Origin of the sequence: Chitinophaga sp. YR627, from assembly GCF_900114995.1 — a bacterium.
In the GTDB taxonomy this organism is placed as follows: Bacteria; Bacteroidota; Bacteroidia; order Chitinophagales; family Chitinophagaceae; genus Chitinophaga.
In genome coordinates this window covers 354,958-373,439 of the sequence record NZ_FOUX01000005.1, presented here as the reverse complement: position 1 = coordinate 373,439, position 18,482 = coordinate 354,958, and the positions used below count along the sequence as shown (strand labels likewise).

Genomic DNA, 18,482 nt, shown 5'->3' with positions numbered 1-18,482 from the left:
TTAAATACAGAGAAAAGGATTTTGCCAGCCTGATACCGATTCATCGTGAATCGCTTCAAACTCTTTTGCGTCAAAGCGCATCCCTGTCCCCTGATCAATAATTAGTTTGTTTATTTTATTACCGGTCGTACTGATCTTTAAAATATTTGCTGAAGGCAGGGCAAATCCTGAAGCGGGGTAGAAGTTTTTTTCTCCTCTGGGGCCATCTATTATTCCTGTCTGTAGTTTTTGTTTTACTGTCTCCCAGTCTTTTTTTAATGCATGGGGTAAAAGGTCCCGCCACATTAAACCAGCTTCATATCCCATTAAGGCGTAAATGTTAGCCGGTTGTTTTGCTGTGCTTTCGAATTTCTTTACAAACTGTTGATTGGCTTTCCGCTGGTCTTCCCTCATCCACATCATGGAAGTATAGACTTCCATATCGATATGTTTGATGTCGTCCAGTATGTCATCATAAGCCATTGTCTCGTTAATGAGTAGCGGTATCTTTTTATGATAGCCGCTCTGAATCCATTTTATCATGAAATTCAGTCCGAGACTGCCGGCGAAGATGGCATGAACATAAGTTGGAGCAGCTTTTTCCATCGCTGTAAAGAATTCGTCCAGGTCCTGTTTCTTTGGATCATTCGGATCATGTGGTAATACAGCCATACGGGTACCCGTGCCGCCTGCTGCACTAACGCCCTGATTGAAGGCGGTATGCAGGTGGTAGCCTGCTTCATAAATAGGAGCGATGATCATTCCTCCACTTCCGAAATGGCCCTGTGCCCATTTGCCAAATGCGAACTCAGACTGCCATAGCTGGTGAGAAGCATAAAAGACGTCCGGACTCAGGTAAGGAAAATAGGGAATGTATTCACCCATATCAAAGAAGAAGGCAGGGCGTTTACTGTTTTCTACGATAGTGATGACCTCCGGCGTCGCTTTATACCCGATCAGACCAGAGAGGACGTCCACATTGTTGAAGAAAATCAGTTTACGGGCGGCAGTAGCAGATGCCTCAGCACTTCCCATATGGGTATACTCTGATGTAAACTGCACTGTTTTCTGCCGCGCGGGGTCTAGTCCCATACCCAGCAACCATCCTGTGATAATGTGTGCTGAATAATAGGGATATACACCGGAATAGGGAGTAAGAAATCCTATGGAAAGTGTTGAAGGCATATTAATTAGTTACGGCTTGGGAAAATACCCTGATAGGCAATGATATAGTTGACTGCCAGGTATGGGTTCTGAATGCTGAATGGCTGACTGCCACCTGCAATACCTACAGTAACACTACCGGTTACTTTTGCAGGAGCTAATGTAGTCGTGTTATCCGCTACCGCATAACCTTTGATGGGCTGCGCCGTAGGACCGCTGCCAATGTTAGGCAGTTTTGCAGGAACCATAGTGGCGTCAGGAATGTTGGTTGTACCAACCGCTGTAGACGCAGCAGGATTTACAGTCAGTGAATTTACCACTGAAGTATGATTATGCGCAGGCATTTCGGTGATGATCAGTGTGTGTGTTTCACTACCACCGTACTGGCCCCATGAATATGGCTGAAGTCCTGGTCCCTGTCCTACTCCGATAGGCGCACGTCCTCTGAGATCTGGCAGGGCAAATGTCGTCTGGCCATTACCGCCATATGTAGTGCCCATTAAAGAGAAAAGTGCCGTGTTCTGTGCAATTGACATAATCTGTCCCTGGCAAAAATACCATCCTCTCGGATTGAAATTGCCGCCAAATATTGCGATAAGTGCCATGTAAACTTCCATAGTATAGTTTAGATTATTGTGAGTAAGAAAATGATTTGTAATGACAGATAGTCTGATAGATACTCCTAATTTCGGCTTGGATAGATGCCATATAAAGCAATGGCATAGTTCACCGCCAGATAAGGGCTAAGAACATCAAATGGCTGGCTGCCACCGGTCACTCCAATGGTTACAGAACCTGAAACTGTTGCAGGGGCCATTATGGCTGTGTTGTCTGCGACAGCATAACCCTTGATTGGCTGCGCCGTAGGACCGCTACCGATATTAGGCAGGGCAGCCTCCACCAGGGTACTGCCTGGTATATTGGTAGTACCGACAGCTGTAGACGCAGCAGGATTGATCGTCAGATTGCTTACTGTTGCATGGTTATGTGCGGGCAGGTTTGTAATGAGGAGTGTACGCGTTTCTGTACCTCCTATCTGGCCTTGCATATAATTGGACAGACCTGGACCTTGTCCCATACCGATAGGCGTACGTCCCCTGAGATCAGGCAGCGCAAATGAAGTGACGCCATCTCCGCCATAGGTCGTACCAAGAAGACTGTACAATGCTTCATTCTGGCTGATCGGGATCTCCCTGCCATCGCAAAGTGCCCAGCCGTTGGGAGCAAAGCTTTCGCCAAACAGGAATATGATTCCCATAAATGAATCCATAGAGTGTTTGCTTTTTAATTGTTAATTAAATAGTTGAATTGTTGAACCCGGGAAAGTTCACAGTGTAGTTATGTTGCGCAGAAAGTGCGGCCAGTGGGCCGATCATACTGTTGGTTGCAGCGGCATAGACGGATAGTTCTCCATTTGGTTGACTTACCAGATTGATAAACTCCTGTAGGGCCTGGGCACATTCGCTATTGGCGTTCAGTCGTTTGTAACGCTGTAACTCAGCCGGTTGTGCATATTCCTGGATATAGGGTTTGCCTGCATTCCAAAGTTGGCTGCAAGGTAGCGGATTTTTTAAATAAATACTGTTGAATGTATCTACCCAGGCACCTTCCGTTCCCGTTACCTTAAATCCGGTTGACATTGGCTGATCTTTTCCGGCCTCCATCTGCAGGTCCAGTGTCTGTCCCTTTTTTGTTGTCAGACGGATCGTGCTGATCTCGCCTTTTGTGAATACCAGCCGGTGATCACCTGTTTTGGGATGGGGCTTGTTAATAGCCAATGACTGCTGTTGCCGGATTACTTCCAGCGAAACAACAGGATTGTCTTTTCCTACTCCCAGCATCCTGGTCGCTGCTAATGCCGGATAAACCGGGTAAGAGGACACTTCGCCGTTATGAGCTGCCGGCAGTACATCCGGACGCGCGCCGGCACGAACCGCCTGCAATTCGCCGAAAAGACCTGCTTTGGCCATATTAGCGGCTGCCAGGAGGTCAGTACGGTAACTGTCTTCTTCCAGGGTAAAATACTGACGGCCGGTTTGCTCACTGATACGCACAATGTCTTTGTGCTCATCCAGCGTTGTACCCATAATGGCGCCGCAGGCTACATGTTTGCCAGCCAGCATCGCTGCTTTGGCAATCTCGTAGTGCTGCTGCCAGGGGGCGGCAATAATAATGGCGTCAATATCCTTCCGGGATAACAGGTCACTATAGCTGTCCTTATAGACTTCCGGACGGCTGTAACCTGCCTCATTAAAGAGCTGAAGGCTTTGACGGATAGCTGCCGGATCAGTGTCACAGATCGCCCTGACATCAATATCTCTGTGCTGCAATGCGTTAGCAAGATACTGCTGTCCCCAGGGACCAAGACCTATAAAACCGGTGCGTAAGCGGGAACCTGTCCCTGCCGTCAGATAAGATGGCAGAAAGGTAAGTACAGGGGATAAAATGGCGGCATTCTTCAAAAAATGCCTTCTACTGGTTGTATGCATAAGGAACTATTCCTGTTTTTAGGGCTTCGTTTGTAACAGTCTGTGTAGGTTCCAAAAAATGAAGAAAGTGGTGCTCGTGCTCTAGTTGTCTCTAGAAATGTAAGGTTTTCAATAGATTAGGGTTAAAATCACGTGTACAAAGAATGCTCGGACAAAGATATATGTTCTTTTTTTTAGGAAGCAAATAATTTTTAAATGAGTATTTGCCTGTATATGAGCGTTTCTGGCCGGTTAGGAGGGCTAATTATTTAAGGTAACAATAGGTTGATGGTGAATGCAACAGCGGTATTTTACCTGATTGTACGATTAAAACGTCACTACGCCGCTATCAGGACCTTATTTCTTCGCTTCGGAGCGTATAAATAGCGGCTTAATAACGACGAAATGACGGTATAATACGGAGAATCCAGCCTGGATAACGTACAAAAAAAGGCCGTGAGAGATCACAGCCTTTATATATTATTGATAATGAGTTGATTATTGTTTTCTGTAGCCAGCACTATTCACCGTAGACCCTTCCACCGGTTTATAATAGTTCCCGGCATTCAAACCCGCAGCTGCCACTGTCGCAAACTTCTTGTTTTCCTCTCCTCCCGTACCCTCCACCGCATCACCGCCTACTTCTACATATACATAGTTACGGCTGCCGATATTCACACCGCCATTCGGCGCTACAAAGACATTCGCATTCACGATCTGTTTGCCTTTCATACCGGTATACCCGTTGATACGCAGACTATTCCCCTTTGTACCCGCAATGGTATTGTTGACGATCTTTACAATCGCATTCTCCGTACCGCGCATGCTGATACCATCACTCTGGTTATTAATGAAAAGGTTATTGCTGATGACATGTGTCGCATTGTTCTCTCCGGAGCCATAGAACTGACACATTTCTCCCCAGCCATCATGCACATAGTTGTCGTGGGTATTGGTATTCGTTGTTCTGCCACCGATCAGGATACCGCCATTATGCGCCGCATTATGCTGGGTACCCCAGTTGGTCACTTCATTATTATAAATCTCCAGTCCGTCAACAGCCGCCGTCTGAATACCATCCAGTCCGCTGTTCTTCACCAGGTTATTATAGATCTTCACATTGCGCCACTTGATCGGCTGCACATAATCATGTCCGGGGGTAAACTTCGAAGGCGAATTGTAATAAGGCTGATTCACCGTATGATCCCAGTAGGTCGCGGTGTGACCGATATACATCGCCTCATTCTTTGTATCCGCGATCGTCAGGTCGTGAATAGACAGGTTCTTTATAAAGCTGTTCGGATAAGCTGTACTGGCATCTCCCTTTATAGGGTCGGTTTTGGCCACGATACCGTTACCGCCGTTCTGAATGGTCAGGAAGCAGACTTCCATATTATCTGTTTTATTGCCCATATGCAGGTCATGATAGGCCTCACGGGCTGCCTGTACAGAACCGCTGATGATGAGCTGATTTCTATCAGACATACTGCCGAAACGGATGTAGTGACAATTGTTGAACTCAAAAGCCACCGACCAGCCGCCGCCGTTCCAGTCGGGTTCTCCAACCCTGACAACGGTATTGCGGTAGTTACGGACGATAATAGGTTTTTGCTCCGTGCCACTCATATTTGTGATAAATACGGACTTGAAATTCCCCTTCAGATTGAGGATATCTCCCGGTTTATAGGTCTTATTCCTGTTATCGATGACTAGTCTTCCATTTTTGTCCGCGACCAGGGTATATTCTCTGGAAGCTATTGATAACGTGTCGATAAGGGGCGTATAGTGTCTTGGCGTTAGTACTGTTTCTGAGGTGTAACTAAGGGCCAGAGCAAGAAAAGCTGCTACAATCATGAGAATTCTAAGTTAGCGTAATTTTTTAATCTGTTATACTGAGTCCTGTCTGAATCATGCTGATTTCTCATGCAGTCGTGATACCTGCTTCGTTATTAACAACATATGTGCTGGTCATACAAAGTTATTTTATTATTACTTACGACCGGAATCAGAATTGCTATATTTATTTAGCAGATGACAAAACAAAGTGCAGGGATCTTATTGTACCGCCGGCAGGCTAAAAAGCTGGAAGTCTTTCTTGGACATCCCGGCGGACCATTCTGGGCCAGAAAGGACCAGGGCAGCTGGTCTGTGCCCAAAGGAGAATACCTGGAAGGAGAAGAGCCCTTACACGCAGCTATCAGAGAGTTTGAAGAAGAGACCGGTTACCGTCCTGAGGGAGACTTTATCCAGCTGACTACCATCCGCCAGAAGGGACATAAAACCGTGCATTGCTGGGCAGTTGAAGGCGATCTAGATCCAGATCATCTTGTCAGTAACAACTTCGAAATGGAATGGCCACCCCGTTCCGGCAAAATGAAATCATTTCCCGAAATAGACCGGGGCGCCTGGTTCTCTATTGAAACAGCGCGGGAAAAGATCCTGGAAAGACAGGCCGCTTTTATAGATGAGCTGGTACAACTGATTGATGAATAGTCTCTACAACATCTCCACAGTGTCAGCAGGAATGTAGCATGCATACCCCCCTTAAACGTTATTTATACGCTATTTCCAGCACCTGAATCTGGCTTGATTTTTTTGCTCCGGTGAGTATGGAAAACAATACAGAAAAAACCTTGAAGATCTCGAGCAGTGCCTTCGACCATGAAGGTGTGATCCCTTCAAAGTACACATGTGAAGGAGAAGAAGTGAACCCACCTTTACAGATCGACCAGATCCCGCCCGAAACACAAACACTGGCCATCATCATGGAAGATCCTGATGCGCCAAAAGGTACTTTTGACCATTGGTTGGTATGGAATATTCCACCTGCCACAAATATCATTGGCGGGGACAGCGTACCAGGTATTTCCGGAAAAAACGGCGGCGGACAAACAGGTTACTACGGACCTTGTCCTCCCTCCGGCGTACACCGCTATTATTTCTATGTGTATGCTCTGGACACCACACTTGATCTGGATGGAGGGGCGGATAAAGCTGCGCTAAAGGCGGCAATAGAAGGACATGTGATTGCAGAAGGCGTTTTAATGGGGAGGTATGAGAAGAAGGGACTCTAGTCAATTAACAATTAAGAATTAATAATTAAGAATTGCGCCTTGAGTAAAGACTTAATTCTTAATTATTAATTCTTAATTTCTAATATCATACAGTTTCCTCACTCGCCTGCGCATTGATCTTACTTTCTGCAATGATCGTCAGCGTCGCATCCGTTTCCTTCTCTTCCGCCAGTACAGTTCTCAGCAGATCTGCTACATCTGTTTCTCCCAGGGTTGCCGCCAGGGTCACCAGACTACCATAACAGGCAATTTCATAGTGTTCTACCTTCTGCGCAGCAATGATCAGGGCCACGTCCCGTTGGGCAGATCCTTCGTCAGTTTCGTCGATTACCTGCCATCCTTCATCAAAGAGTCCCTGCAATCCCATACTTGGTTCTGCTTCTGCCGGTAAACCGAGGATTTCAAAGGCCCTTTCAACAATTTTTACATGTTCCTTTGTTTGCTGTTTGTGCTGGTCAAATGCCTGGATCAGTTCATTATTGGTAGCCGCGCCTGTCATAGTCGAAAGAACATTGACAAGGTGCTGTTCTGACCAGTATATCTCCTGTAGCATGGTCACAAAGAACTGCTCCAGTTTAGAGTTGGTAAATGTGTTGGATTGTATCTGCATAACCAGATGTTTTAGGTATGATGATGTTGTTGAATTGTAACCCTATTAAACAGCCAAAATCTGTACCGCATATAGCGGCTTTTGGTGATAGCGCACAGCGCCGTTTTTTTGTAGACAATTGTGCTGGAAACAGGGGAAATATTCTACGGATACTATGCTCAGTACGCTTAAAAAATCGTATCTTATATAAAATTATCGCACCTATGCGCAATAGCGTTTTGTTGGCCATTATCTGCATATTGTTACTGCCCGCTATGATCAAAGCCCAGGCACCCGCAGTTACCCGTAGTGCAGCGTTTGATGATCCGGAGTATGGCTCCGGCCGTTTGCTGCTGACCAGCAATGGCAACACGCTTTATTTTCAGTTTACGCGTAGAAAAGGGATTGCGGTAACGGTATACGATCCGCAGCGGCAGGCCGCTCCCTTGGTCCATAATCCGATCCATTCGTGGAGTAACTGGCGCATGGATGAAGCATCCCTGAAAGGGGTGTTTGAGATGAATGGTCAGGCAGTTGTTTTTATGGAGAAAGAAATCAAAAGAGACCTGAACCTCTACCGGTTCATCTTTGATATACAATCCGGTAAACTCTTACAAGAAGACCTGGTTGAAAGTATACACATGCCGGGGATTATATTAATGCCTACCGGTGAGTTCCTGTCAAAGTTTTATGTCAGGAAAGACCCTGCTTCTGCATATTACGCCATTGCCATCTTTAATGAGCGGAAAGGTCCGAATGGACAACGGATGAAAGTGACGCATTATACACCCGCACATCAGGTGATCAGTACCGCGGAATATGTGTCCACCGCAGATATCCACCAGCATGTCGTATTCCTTGATATGTATGTCAATAAAGACCGCTTTGTCAGCCTGGCTTCCTATCACTATCGCGAGAATGCGATCAGTTTGAAAAATGCAGAGATCAGGCTTTCTTCATTGCAACAGGGTACGTCTGCATTCAGCCACCAGTCCCTGGATAGCACCAGCGATTACCGGGATGTAAAAGGCGCATTGAAATATAACCAGGAAGAAGGGAACCTGTATCTGCTGACCAGCGTACACGCCAAAAGCGTAAAGGATAATAACATCATGCAGCAAAGTAAATTTGCCTTTGACTATGCTTTGCAGATGACCATTTTCGATCCTTTGTCCTTACAGATACAGCGGCAGTACTTTGTAAAACATCCGCAGCTGGATGACTATGTAAAAGATCACCTGAAATATAAAAATCCTTATTACGGTCTTATCCAGGATTTCTATATCAATCCGGATAAAACCGTCAACCTGCTATTCGAAGAAATCTATATTTCAGAAGATAAAATGAGCTCCGTAGATTCTTCGCTGATCAACATAAACGGGAAAAAGTATAGTACCCGTCTGGGAGAGATCGCTGTGGTAAAACTGGATGCCAGCGGACGGGAAATCAATAGTTACGCTATCGCGAAAGCACAGCAGGCTGCTGTGAAAATGGGCATGTATTATCAGAACAGGGGAGCCAATGGCAGGATCAGTTTTCCTGACAGGCGCCCATTCTTTACCAGCATCCGCGGGTTCTATTCTTATCAGTATATGCCCGCCAATGGTGCTATTATCTATAATGACTATGCGGTTAATACCAATAGTACTGATGAAGATTACCGCACAAAGAAAGATGTATATCATATGAGTGATGCCAATACCGTATTGGCAAGGTATGATGGCAAAGATATCCGGAAGACATATCTCTTCGGAGCACCTTCCGGTGATAAAGAAGCCCGTTTCGCAGAACTCGGCATCAGTACTTACAGCGACGACGGGAAACAATATGCGACCATGATGGTAGAACGGAAAGGTCGTCATCTGAATGCGTACATCGTGTGGATGAATCTATAAACAAAAGGGCCTGCATAATTGCTTATGCAGGCCTATATATCAGGAATCAGAATGGTCTATTGTATAGTGGCGGCCCATTCATCCATGTACTTTTCGAGCACGGATAAGGGCATATCGCCTTCGCGTAGGAGCGCTTCATGAAATTTCCGCAGACTAAAGTTATTCCCCTGTTGCCTGCTATATTTATCTCTCAGCTTTTGTATCGTAATACTACCCGCCATATAGGAAAGCGCCTGACCGGGATTGGTCATATAACGTTCAACTTCTTTGGTAGCAGTAGACGTGTCTACTGATTCATGCGACAACATATAAGTGATCGCTTCTTCTTTCGTCATACGTCCTGTATGTATCGCAACATCTGTTACCAGCCGGATGGCGCGATGGATCTCATTATTTAAGGCACCCATTTTCTGATAAGGATCCGTATAACATCCCAGCAGATCGCCCAGTGATTCGCAGTAAAGCGCCCATCCCTCCAGGTACGCGCTGAAGGACGGAAATCTGCGGAATAGCGGCAATTGCTGGTTTTCAATCTGCAAAGCGATCTGGAAATGATGCCCCGGAATTGCTTCGTGCAGAAAGGTAGCTTCCTGTCCGTAGAAGGTCACATTGATTTTCGTCGCATCTGGTACCGGTACGTATAGCAGCCCCGGTCTGCCGTTCTGGGAGGGCGGCATATATGAAGGCACCGCCATGGAGGCTTCCATAAAAGACAGTGAACGTCTGATCTCAAAACCGGCTTTAGGCGTAAGACTGAATAACTCCGCAATATGTGGCTGGATCTTATTATTGATATTGTTGAAGGCAGTCAGTACCTCTTCCGGTGTCTTATATGGCATAAACTGGGGATCTGTCCGGAGGAAGTGGAAGAATGCCTGTAAATCGCCCTGGAACCCTGTCTGTGTTTTAATGGCTTCCATGGCTTTGGTAATACGGTCTATTGCTGACAATCCCAGCTGATAGATCGCTTCAGGCGTGTAGTGGTCCGACGTATAGAAACGTACCATTTCCTCGTAATAGGCTTTCCCGGAAGGATAGACATTTACACCGGCAGCATTATTCGTAGCAGGGATATAAGTTGTTTCCAGGAAAGTGACCAGCCGCTGATAGGCAGGCGCCAGTATGGTATTGATCGTTTTCCGGTATTCCCTGTTGATACGTTTTTTATCCGATCCGCTGATCGTGCCGGGCATATTATTCAGCGGTTTATAAAAGATGCAGGAATCAGGATCGGTGAGTGTCAGCGGATGCAGCTGTATGATCTGTTTCTCCGCCAGTGTGCGGGGAAGCATCATACCAACACGCATTCCCTGTTGGAGATTAACAATAGCCGTATCCAGCCAGGTACTGAAGGCAATCATCCGTTTGTTCCAGTCTTCGTAGTCCTTTGTGGTTCTGAAAGGCTGGAACGACTGACCGGAACCCATCTGCGCGAAAAGCAGCGGCATGGACTCCAGTTGGCCCAATGGAATATATTCCAGATGAAACTGTTCAAGTGCCAGCCGATGGCGAAGGAGTTCGTCAAGTACATCATAAGAGATCCTGTCGGACGTATTCAATGTCTGCCGGTCGAAAGTATGCAATGAGTCACGGTAACGACTCAGGTATGCATGGATCTCCTGCAGCCAGGGAGCAGCAATATCATTAGGCAAGATATCATTGAACCGGGGATCGCCATATGCTGTTGCATTCACGGGCGCCATACGGAGGGTAGCATCATTATATTTGTCAAAGAGCTGGTGCAGCCGTTCATTCTTTGCCTGTGCCATACTGCGGGACACAGGGATACAGATGAGCAGTACGATCAGATGAAATTTCGTAAATGGTTTAAAGGGCATATACCTGTTGTTCAAATGAATGGGTCTTGTTCAGACGGCTCACCGGGAACAAAGCTATTATATCCGGAGTCCGGAAAATTGTATATAATTAGCCTGGGGAGCGACAGGGCAGTTCAATGTACACGCAGGTCAGTTCATCCCTGTTTTTGTCAGTCTTGCAGCAATTTACAGGATTTTGCCCTTGTCTGACTGTCTTATATATGAATATCCATTATTACACCTTTAAAACAAGATGATGACAATGAAAAGGATCAGTACATTATTAACCGCGGGTTTCCTGTTATTATTAGTGAGCATAGCAATGCCTTCCTTTGCCCAGGACGCTAAAAAGGACAAAGCTGCAAAAGCGCTGACAGATACCATGCGCACGCAGTTATCACTCGATGATACACAGTATAGCAAGGTATATGATATTAATGCTGACTTCATGGGTAAACTGGCAGGCATGAAAGGAGATAGCGACAGTAAGATGGCGAAGTTCAAAAAACTGAAAGCGATCGATGAAGATCGTGACAAGGCATTGAAAGCTGTATTGTCAGCAGAACAGTTCCAATCATTCCAGGAATTCAAAAAGCAAAACAGACAGGAGATGAAAGCCCGTCTGAAAGAGCGTTCCTGATTGTTTCATACCGAAAATGTAACACCATGAAAAGTCTGATCATACTGATGATAGCTGGTCTTTCACTACCGGGCAACAGGGTACATGCACAGCATGTCATTGTACGGGTAGGACCAACCCCTGTATTACTGGCGCCCCGTCCGGCAGTCATTGTTGCACCCCGTCCTGTCGTGGTACGGCCTGCACCGGTAGTGGTAGTACGTCCCCGCAGGATCGTTTGCAGGCGTCCTGTGGTGGTAGTGAGATAGGTTGTAGATACGATAATAGTATGATAAGGAGTTCGTTATATGCGGACTCCTTATTGCGTTTACGGGACATGGGAGAAATCACGAAATGGCGAGAATTTCTGCGAATTATCCATATATCGTAAAATTTTGTCTTGATAATAGATGGCAATGTACTGATAATTAGTTGTTTAGATGTTGGTATGGGATTCGTTATCTCATTGTGCACAGCGAACAAAAAAGAGACGTCCTTCTATGCGACCAATACTGATGATTTTAGCAAGTCTACTGTTTACCCATACCATGCAGGCACAGGATGAATATACGAAAGCGATACCACAGCTTTTACAGCAGCTCAAAAAAGCAGGGGCAGATACGGGGAGTGTAAGTCTGCTGTTGAAAATAGCCCACTTTTATGTATTTAAACCCGGTGAACAGGCAGTCGATCTTGACTCCGCTGTGTTACTGGGCCATCAGGCTAAGGACCTCAGTCAGCGTCTTAAATATTCCAGGGGAACAGGGTTGAGTTATCTCGTCATTTCACAGGCATGGCGGGAGAAAGGAGATACAGCGCAGGGACGTCCTTATGCAGATCAGGCTATTGCGCAGCTGACCCGCTACGGTACTAAGATGGAGCAGGGCAATGCCTGGAAGGAACGGTCGATGTATCCGGGAAATATAAAGGTGGACGAACGGAGTCAGAAGATCTATTACGAGGAGAGGGCGGTACAGTTGTATAAAGAATCCGGTGATAGCCTGACGTATGCTAAAGAACTGGTATTCCTTTCAGAGATCACAGACAGTGGTGAAGACCTGAACATGTCACTGGAAGCCCTGCGGATCTTCAAAAACATAGGTTATAAAGACCTGCAGGGTGTCTACTATCTCATCGGGAGTCAGTATTCGGTCAGAAGTAATCCGATTGAGGCGATCCGGTATTGTGAGATGGCGGTAGCTGTGGCGGAAGAACGAGACAGCTCTATGCAGTTATGTACGGTGTACAACAGGATGGGCCTTGCTTATTATGAGATAGACGAGCGGGAGAAGGCAAAAGAGTTTTTTCTCAAGGCGCTTACAGTGGCAGAGCGACATAGGGATATGGATGCCATATGGATGCTGGTACCGAATGTTACTACAGAGATCAGCGATAAAAATGAGCGGGTACAGTATCTCACGACGATGTTAAAGCAATTTCCCATACCTGCGGATGATTATGAAACAAGGGTACGGATAAATGGTATATATGTGCATACCTATACAGAAATGGGGCGGACGATGCTGGCGAAATTTTACCTGAATGAATCATTGGCGATCATTGATAAAGTCAGACTTTCATCCTGGTATAGAATACCCTTTTATCGTTCTGCTATTATATACTATATGCATGTGCATGCGTTTGATGCGGCTGCAAAATTACTTAAGTTATATGATGAGCAGGTTTATCAGAGAGCCCGTATAAATATGATGGCGGAGAATCAGCTGACATGGTCGAGAATAGATTCGGCCAGGGGGAATTTTGCTGCCGCATTTGAACATTATAAGACCTATAAAAAGCTGGAAGACTCTATGATGGTGGAGACGAAGAAAAAGCAGTTTGCCAGGGTGCAGGTAGAGTTTGAAACAATCAGAAAAGCAAAGGACCTGAAATTAAAAGAGCGGGATATTGTGTTGCTGCACCAGCAGGCGCAATTGCAGAAAGCAGAATTGAAAAGGGTGACGATCGTACGGAATCTCATTATTGCTGGCGCGGTATTGTTATTCTTACTGCTGATACTTGGGTACAACAGATATCGCCTGAAACAGCGGACCAACCGGGAGTTGCAATCCAAACAGAACCAGATCAACCGGCAGAACCTGTCCCTCAAAAAACTGATCCGGGAGAAGGACTGGCTGGTAAAGGAGATCCATCACCGGGTAAAGAATAACCTGCAGATCGTCGTAAGTCTGCTGAACACACAGGCGGCACATATGGAAGAAGGTTCGGCGCTTGCAGCTATCCGTGATAGCCGTCTGCGTATGCAGGCAATTGCCCTGTTACATCAGAAACTGTATCAGGTGGAAAATGCGGGTTTGATAGATATGCCCAGTTATATCAACGAACTGGTGGGTAATCTGCGATTGGGATGCGACTGTGTGGACGATATCCGTTTTCATATGGAAATAGCACCGGTATTACTGGATGTATCACAGGCGACCCCTGTGGGGCTGCTACTGAATGAAGCCATTACCAATGCCATCAAGTATGCATTTCCTGAGCGGGGAAAGGGGAATATCTGTGTGCTGCTGAAACAACTGCCGGAAAGGATGTTTCTGCTGAGCGTTGCTGATGATGGCGTTGGATTACCGGCGGACTTCAGGACCCAGCGTAAAAAGGGCACGTTTGGTATGAGTCTGATCGATACGCTGACACAGCAGCTGGATGGTACCCTGGAACTGGAAAATAAGGACGGATTGACCCTGAATATCAGGTTCCGGGAGCAATGGGAAGAACATTCTGTTTTGTATAATGAGGAGGAAGATTTAGTGCCGGGTGAGTACGTTTAACATTACATTTGTAGTGTTAATCTCAAAAACCTCATGAATATTACCAGCGAACAATTAAAGGCTGTTATGCCTGCGGCTACGCCCGCCAATATCCAGCAATACCTGCCCTATCTGAATCAGGAAATGCCTGTATATCAAATCAATACACCTGCAAGAGGTTGTGCATTTCTGGCACACCTGGCCCATGAAAGCGGTCAGTTCAGCGTTGTGACCGAAAATCTGAATTATAAAGCAGAAAGACTGCTTAAGGTATTTCCCAAATACTTTCCTGACCTGGCAACGGCACAGGCGTATGCCGCTAAACCGGAAAAGATCGCTAATAAGGTATATGCCGGCCGCCTGGGGAATGGTCCCGAAGAAAGCGGAGATGGCTGGCGCTTCCGTGGCAGGGGACTTATACAGTTGACCGGCCGGAAGACCTACGGTGATTGCAGCAAAGCCCTGACTGGCGACAAGAAAACCTTTCAGGACAGTGCAGACCTGCTGGTGACTCCACAGTATGCGGTTGCATCTGCCTGCTGGTTCTGGACCGTTTATAAGGGGCTAAACGACATTGCTGACCAGTCTGACAACTGGACAACGACCTTCAAGGGAAAGGTCTATAATAAATTCCAGTGGCTGACGATCAAGATCAATGGCGGTTTGAACGGTTATGACGACAGACTGGCATTCTGGGAACGTGCAAAGGCCGCTATCCACTAAAACAGCACTTTACAATTTGATTACAGAGCAGATTGGGGTGGAATCCCAAAATGTGTATATTTGCATTCTTCCCATTAGAATCGCTATACTACTCCCATTGAATAACTTATTGTAAAACAAGTAATTGTGCTCGCTACAGCAGCGTCTGCATTGCCGCTGGCATTGCTATGGCCCTGGTCTGGAAACGGACGGTGCAGTCTTTTGTCCGAAAGGAAAGAAATGCTATTATAAGTTGATTTAATCAGATAAATATATGGATAAGCTTAAACTGAAATTACAGGAATATTATCAGCGCTGCCAACGGCAGGAAACGCGGAGTAAAACCAGCCGGGAACAGGCGGGTGGCGCAAGTGTGCTGGATATGGAGAATGATATTCTGCTACAGTTCGGCTTGCCTTCTTCCAAGCGTTTTGTGCAGATATTGCATGACTTTGTCAGCCAGCGTGAAGTGAATGATCATTTACTTGATTATGTGAGTAAGAAATTGCGGACTGCAGCACGTAAATACCTGCTGGCTCCTGTGATTTCTGACCTGGAGCAGCTGGACCAGGCAAAGGAGCAGAAAAAAACACCATATGACCTGTTGCCTGAATTAGGGTATCCGGTCAATGATTATTCCGTTTTCCTGATAGGGGAGTTGCTGTATCGCAGGAATATTATTGCTGCTGATGTGCTCGAGGAACTGAAGAAAGTGCAATACGCAGACGTCTGGGACGACATATTGTTGCTCGGAAAGATCATGAACTATAATACGCATGAACTGTATCACCGTATGAAAGATCATGAGCTCCGTTTTATAGATGATTACGCGCAGCAGTCCCTCAAACAGCAGAACGCAAAATCAGCCGGGAAAAAAGCCCTGCCTGCTTCTGAAGGGTATACGCCTAATCTGCGTATGGTGAGTAAACTGCAGGTCGAGGATATCCTGTTTGATGAGCAGCAAATGCCAAGTATTATTGGTAAGCTGAAATCAGGCAGCCGCTATATCCGTGTTACTATGGTCATGGAGTTCTCTCAGCTGAACCAGGTATTACAATCCAGCGCGGAACTGGGCGCAGAGATCGGTGCTTTTATCAAAAAGAAACTGTCTGGTTCGCAGAAAGATAAACCTATCGCGATAGACGTCAGAGCGGAGTTTGGTCAGGTGTTACAGCTGGATGATTGTCATCTGGAGGTTTATAAGCCCCAGCATCAGTCCAGAGGGAAATGGGTGGAGACGAAGGACAATCTGTACTTCGTGGATAAGATCCTTTCCAGAAAAGAATATGATAAGAAGAGTAAGGAAGCGGAGATCAGGGGAAAGATCGAAGAGTGTCTTGAACTGATCGGTGGTTCTTATGGTTATTATCAGCGGATGCGTAAGCTGGGTATCACGGATGAAGAGGCGAAACTACGTGCAGGTTTACAGGATGAGTTGTTGTTTAAATTGTCTACTTTTTTGCATAAGCTGAGGGATTAAGAGCATGTTTTTGCCTTGCGTTGTTTGCTGCTTTTGAGTGAGAAAGAGATATAGAAAGGAGTAGTATGTGAGATGCATCTTATTAAACAGAATATTGGCTCCCGGACAGGGCAGGAAGCAATAAAAAGCAAGGCATATATTATGGACAATAACATGCATATTTTGGAAAGCCTGATTGCTGCATGATTTCTACTTATGAGTGTGGGAACTGGTGTGAAAGAGATAATAAACAGCGCGGAAAACAGCATATATCTTATTAAGAAAATAGCCGCTTTGCGGAAACCAGACTGTCCAGTTATTTTCTGCTTATGAGTGCCGGTGAAACAGTGTAAGAGACGATGGAAAAGGACAGTGTCGGGAGCAGATCATCATTATTTAAAGCAATAACTGTTACATCGTTTGCTACATGTTTAGACAGCAAAAAGGTCTCGTGAAAACGAGACCTTTTTCGTTAGTTGGTTTTTGATTTGATTGACCACAGTGTATGTAATCTGGTGGCCATGTAAAGTATATTTAGCTACAATATCCCCCTCTAATAATTTGCAGGACTTGTATAGTAATTTCTTTTTTAGAACCCCTTACCATCCAAGCTCCCATACCTTTGTATGAGAACCTGGTAGTAAAGGACAACGTGCTTTTGCTTTTATCGATACAAACATACCTCGAAAAAAAAATCGAACTGTTAATTTCAAGTTAATCAGTTGGTTAACCTCATGTTAACGATCCGAAGTCTTCTCTGATAAGTTAGATTGATAGATACTTTTTACCATTTCCTGGTAGGGTGCATACATGTGATGAAGGAAGATGTTTTTTCCATCGAAAACGTGTTTGCTGTCATACGCTGCGTCCGGATACAGGATGATGGGCGTACCTGCCGGACTATAGTTATGGCTTTCCATAAAGGGAGGAGGTGCATAACCTGGTACTGATTTCTTTACCAGACCGGCGAGTCTTTTGCCCAGCATTTTCTGCATCCGGCGGCTGGCTCTTTTGGTACTGCGATCCAGTTTATTGTACATAGAACCGATGACAAGCCGGACGAAAATGTTCTGTTTTTTGAGTGCACCTTTTACGTTCGTGAAAGGGTTTGGGGAATTGAAATCCCGGGTGGTCTGAATAGAAAAAGGTGTTTCCGGTACCCAGTCCCTTACATTCACTACACGAAAGCCCCATCCATTCCCCGTGATAAAATCGAAGTCATAGGCGTAATACAGGTTGCCTGGTTTAGGGGCGGCACTGCAATAGGTTTTGTATATGATATCTTTGGGAAAACCGGGTTCTTCAAGGTATTGCAGATAAGAGCGCAACAGGAAACTGATAGCGCCTCCCTGGCTGTGTCCTGAGATGAGGAATTCACGGATACCCTGCTGATAGCAGGTCCTGATATGCGCTACGATATCCGGGGCCATACTGGCAAGTGCCAGGGTCCAGCCGGCATGTACATAGGCTCTTTCATCCTTAGCCAGTTTATAGCTAAACCGGGTGCTGTCATTGAGCTGTAACTGACCGGTGGCTGGTATCATCCCCGCAAAGAAATTCTCCATCCAGGATTCCTTGTTCCCGACAGTTCCCCGGATAATGATCATGGCTGTTTTATCGTCACGTTTCCAGAGGTCCCAGCGATTGTATAAGCCGGTCTCCGGAGAGCGGTATATCAATTGCGCATTTTCAGGAATGGTGATCTGTTTATTGGTCCAGGGAGTATCTGCCGTCAGAAAGTCCATACTAAGCAGATCAAGATACTCACTGGCGTCAAATCCGGGTTTGAGTCGTTGGGCAGCGGCCGTTTGGGTGAGTAGTGTTGTCAGGCAGACTGTAATTACTAATAAAAGTAGACTTTTGGGGGCCTGCCAGCCTTTTGGGTGAATGTTCACATGATTGTTCATATTCCTGGCATGTTGTATAAATAAAAATAGTCCATAGTGAT

The 18,482-nt window shown here is 45.9% G+C and carries 16 protein-coding genes; 8 read left to right on the top strand and 8 right to left on the bottom strand.

Annotation, left to right across the window (positions count from 1 at the left end; all coding sequences use genetic code 11):
• The 5 genes from BMZ72_RS26520 to BMZ72_RS26500 all read right to left on the bottom strand — a co-directional run bounded on the left by BMZ72_RS26520 (position 1) and on the right by BMZ72_RS26500 (position 5,465).
• Positions 1–1,164, bottom strand: a complete 1,164-nt coding sequence (locus BMZ72_RS26520) for an ABC transporter substrate-binding protein (RefSeq protein WP_089812759.1) — start codon at positions 1,162–1,164, stop codon at positions 1–3.
• A 5-nt stretch (positions 1,165–1,169) separates the two neighbouring features.
• Positions 1,170–1,760, bottom strand: coding sequence for a phage tail protein (locus BMZ72_RS26515; protein ID WP_089812758.1), 591 nt, complete (start codon positions 1,758–1,760; stop codon positions 1,170–1,172).
• A 65-nt stretch (positions 1,761–1,825) separates the two neighbouring features.
• Positions 1,826–2,413 carry a phage tail protein gene (locus tag BMZ72_RS26510; RefSeq protein ID WP_089812756.1) on the bottom strand — a complete coding sequence of 196 codons (588 nt, stop codon included), beginning with the start codon at positions 2,411–2,413 and terminating at the stop codon, positions 1,826–1,828.
• A gap of 25 nt (positions 2,414–2,438) precedes the next feature.
• Positions 2,439–3,632 carry a Gfo/Idh/MocA family protein gene (locus BMZ72_RS26505; protein WP_089812754.1) on the bottom strand — a complete coding sequence of 398 codons (1,194 nt, stop codon included), beginning with the start codon at positions 3,630–3,632 and terminating at the stop codon, positions 2,439–2,441.
• A gap of 477 nt (positions 3,633–4,109) precedes the next feature.
• On the bottom strand, positions 4,110–5,465 hold the full coding sequence (locus BMZ72_RS26500) for a right-handed parallel beta-helix repeat-containing protein (RefSeq protein ID WP_089812752.1): 1,356 nt from the start codon (positions 5,463–5,465) through the stop codon (positions 4,110–4,112).
• 177 nt (positions 5,466–5,642) lie between these two features.
• Between BMZ72_RS26500 and BMZ72_RS26495 the strand changes: the two genes are divergently transcribed.
• Positions 5,643–6,104: an NUDIX hydrolase gene (locus BMZ72_RS26495; RefSeq protein ID WP_089812750.1), complete on the top strand. Its 462-nt coding sequence runs from the start codon at positions 5,643–5,645 to the stop codon at positions 6,102–6,104.
• Positions 6,105–6,244: 140 nt separating this feature from the next.
• Entirely contained in the window at positions 6,245–6,685 is a 441-nt protein-coding gene (locus BMZ72_RS26490) for a YbhB/YbcL family Raf kinase inhibitor-like protein (protein WP_255373301.1), read from the top strand.
• Positions 6,686–6,770: 85 nt separating this feature from the next.
• Here the strand turns inward: BMZ72_RS26490 and BMZ72_RS26485 are convergent, their stop codons facing one another.
• Positions 6,771–7,295, bottom strand: a complete 525-nt coding sequence (locus tag BMZ72_RS26485) for a YciE/YciF ferroxidase family protein (protein WP_089812746.1) — start codon at positions 7,293–7,295, stop codon at positions 6,771–6,773.
• A 203-nt stretch (positions 7,296–7,498) separates the two neighbouring features.
• Between BMZ72_RS26485 and BMZ72_RS26480 the strand changes: the two genes are divergently transcribed.
• On the top strand, positions 7,499–9,169 hold the full coding sequence (locus BMZ72_RS26480) for a hypothetical protein (RefSeq protein ID WP_089812744.1): 1,671 nt from the start codon (positions 7,499–7,501) through the stop codon (positions 9,167–9,169).
• Positions 9,170–9,225: 56 nt separating this feature from the next.
• Here the strand turns inward: BMZ72_RS26480 and BMZ72_RS26475 are convergent, their stop codons facing one another.
• On the bottom strand, positions 9,226–11,007 hold the full coding sequence (locus BMZ72_RS26475; RefSeq protein ID WP_089812743.1) for a DUF885 domain-containing protein: 1,782 nt from the start codon (positions 11,005–11,007) through the stop codon (positions 9,226–9,228).
• A gap of 241 nt (positions 11,008–11,248) precedes the next feature.
• Here BMZ72_RS26475 and BMZ72_RS26470 point away from each other — a divergent pair, with 241 nt between their 5' ends.
• The 5 genes from BMZ72_RS26470 (at position 11,249) to BMZ72_RS26450 (ending at position 16,555) form a co-directional block, all read left to right on the top strand.
• Positions 11,249–11,626: a hypothetical protein gene (locus tag BMZ72_RS26470; RefSeq protein WP_143087793.1), complete on the top strand. Its 378-nt coding sequence runs from the start codon at positions 11,249–11,251 to the stop codon at positions 11,624–11,626.
• Between the two features lie 26 nt (positions 11,627–11,652).
• Positions 11,653–11,874, top strand: a complete 222-nt coding sequence (locus BMZ72_RS26465) for a hypothetical protein (protein WP_089812739.1) — start codon at positions 11,653–11,655, stop codon at positions 11,872–11,874.
• Between the two features lie 246 nt (positions 11,875–12,120).
• Entirely contained in the window at positions 12,121–14,394 is a 2,274-nt protein-coding gene (locus BMZ72_RS26460; protein ID WP_177222939.1) for a histidine kinase dimerization/phosphoacceptor domain -containing protein, read from the top strand.
• A gap of 33 nt (positions 14,395–14,427) precedes the next feature.
• Complete coding sequence (locus tag BMZ72_RS26455; RefSeq protein ID WP_089812734.1) at positions 14,428–15,096, top strand: glycoside hydrolase family 19 protein; 669 nt, start codon at positions 14,428–14,430, stop codon at positions 15,094–15,096.
• Between the two features lie 253 nt (positions 15,097–15,349).
• Positions 15,350–16,555, top strand: coding sequence for a hypothetical protein (locus tag BMZ72_RS26450; RefSeq protein ID WP_089812732.1), 1,206 nt, complete (start codon positions 15,350–15,352; stop codon positions 16,553–16,555).
• Between the two features lie 716 nt (positions 16,556–17,271).
• Here the strand turns inward: BMZ72_RS26450 and BMZ72_RS26445 are convergent.
• Positions 17,272–18,441 carry a lipase family protein gene (locus BMZ72_RS26445; RefSeq protein ID WP_089812730.1) on the bottom strand — a complete coding sequence of 390 codons (1,170 nt, stop codon included), beginning with the start codon at positions 18,439–18,441 and terminating at the stop codon, positions 17,272–17,274.
• Positions 18,442–18,482: the final 41 nt, after the last annotated feature.

Excerpts from the sequence above, each read along its gene's own strand:
- BMZ72_RS26510 (WP_089812756.1), bottom strand. The coding sequence starts at position 2,413 with ATGGATTCATTTATGGGAATCATATTCCTGTTTGGCGAAAGCTTTGCT.
- BMZ72_RS26465 (WP_089812739.1), top strand. The coding sequence starts at position 11,653 with ATGAAAAGTCTGATCATACTGATGATAGCTGGTCTTTCACTACCGGGC.
- BMZ72_RS26450 (WP_089812732.1), top strand. The coding sequence starts at position 15,350 with ATGGATAAGCTTAAACTGAAATTACAGGAATATTATCAGCGCTGCCAA.
- BMZ72_RS26455 (WP_089812734.1), top strand. The coding sequence starts at position 14,428 with ATGAATATTACCAGCGAACAATTAAAGGCTGTTATGCCTGCGGCTACG.
- BMZ72_RS26460 (WP_177222939.1), top strand. The coding sequence starts at position 12,121 with ATGATTTTAGCAAGTCTACTGTTTACCCATACCATGCAGGCACAGGAT.
- BMZ72_RS26500 (WP_089812752.1), bottom strand. The coding sequence starts at position 5,465 with ATGATTGTAGCAGCTTTTCTTGCTCTGGCCCTTAGTTACACCTCAGAA.
- BMZ72_RS26470 (WP_143087793.1), top strand. The coding sequence starts at position 11,249 with ATGAAAAGGATCAGTACATTATTAACCGCGGGTTTCCTGTTATTATTA.
- BMZ72_RS26495 (WP_089812750.1), top strand. The coding sequence starts at position 5,643 with ATGACAAAACAAAGTGCAGGGATCTTATTGTACCGCCGGCAGGCTAAA.
- BMZ72_RS26445 (WP_089812730.1), bottom strand. The coding sequence starts at position 18,441 with ATGAACAATCATGTGAACATTCACCCAAAAGGCTGGCAGGCCCCCAAA.
- BMZ72_RS26520 (WP_089812759.1), bottom strand. The coding sequence starts at position 1,164 with ATGCCTTCAACACTTTCCATAGGATTTCTTACTCCCTATTCCGGTGTA.
- BMZ72_RS26515 (WP_089812758.1), bottom strand. The coding sequence starts at position 1,760 with ATGGAAGTTTACATGGCACTTATCGCAATATTTGGCGGCAATTTCAAT.
- BMZ72_RS26505 (WP_089812754.1), bottom strand. The coding sequence starts at position 3,632 with ATGCATACAACCAGTAGAAGGCATTTTTTGAAGAATGCCGCCATTTTA.
- BMZ72_RS26475 (WP_089812743.1), bottom strand. The coding sequence starts at position 11,007 with ATGCCCTTTAAACCATTTACGAAATTTCATCTGATCGTACTGCTCATC.
- BMZ72_RS26485 (WP_089812746.1), bottom strand. The coding sequence starts at position 7,295 with ATGCAGATACAATCCAACACATTTACCAACTCTAAACTGGAGCAGTTC.
- BMZ72_RS26480 (WP_089812744.1), top strand. The coding sequence starts at position 7,499 with ATGCGCAATAGCGTTTTGTTGGCCATTATCTGCATATTGTTACTGCCC.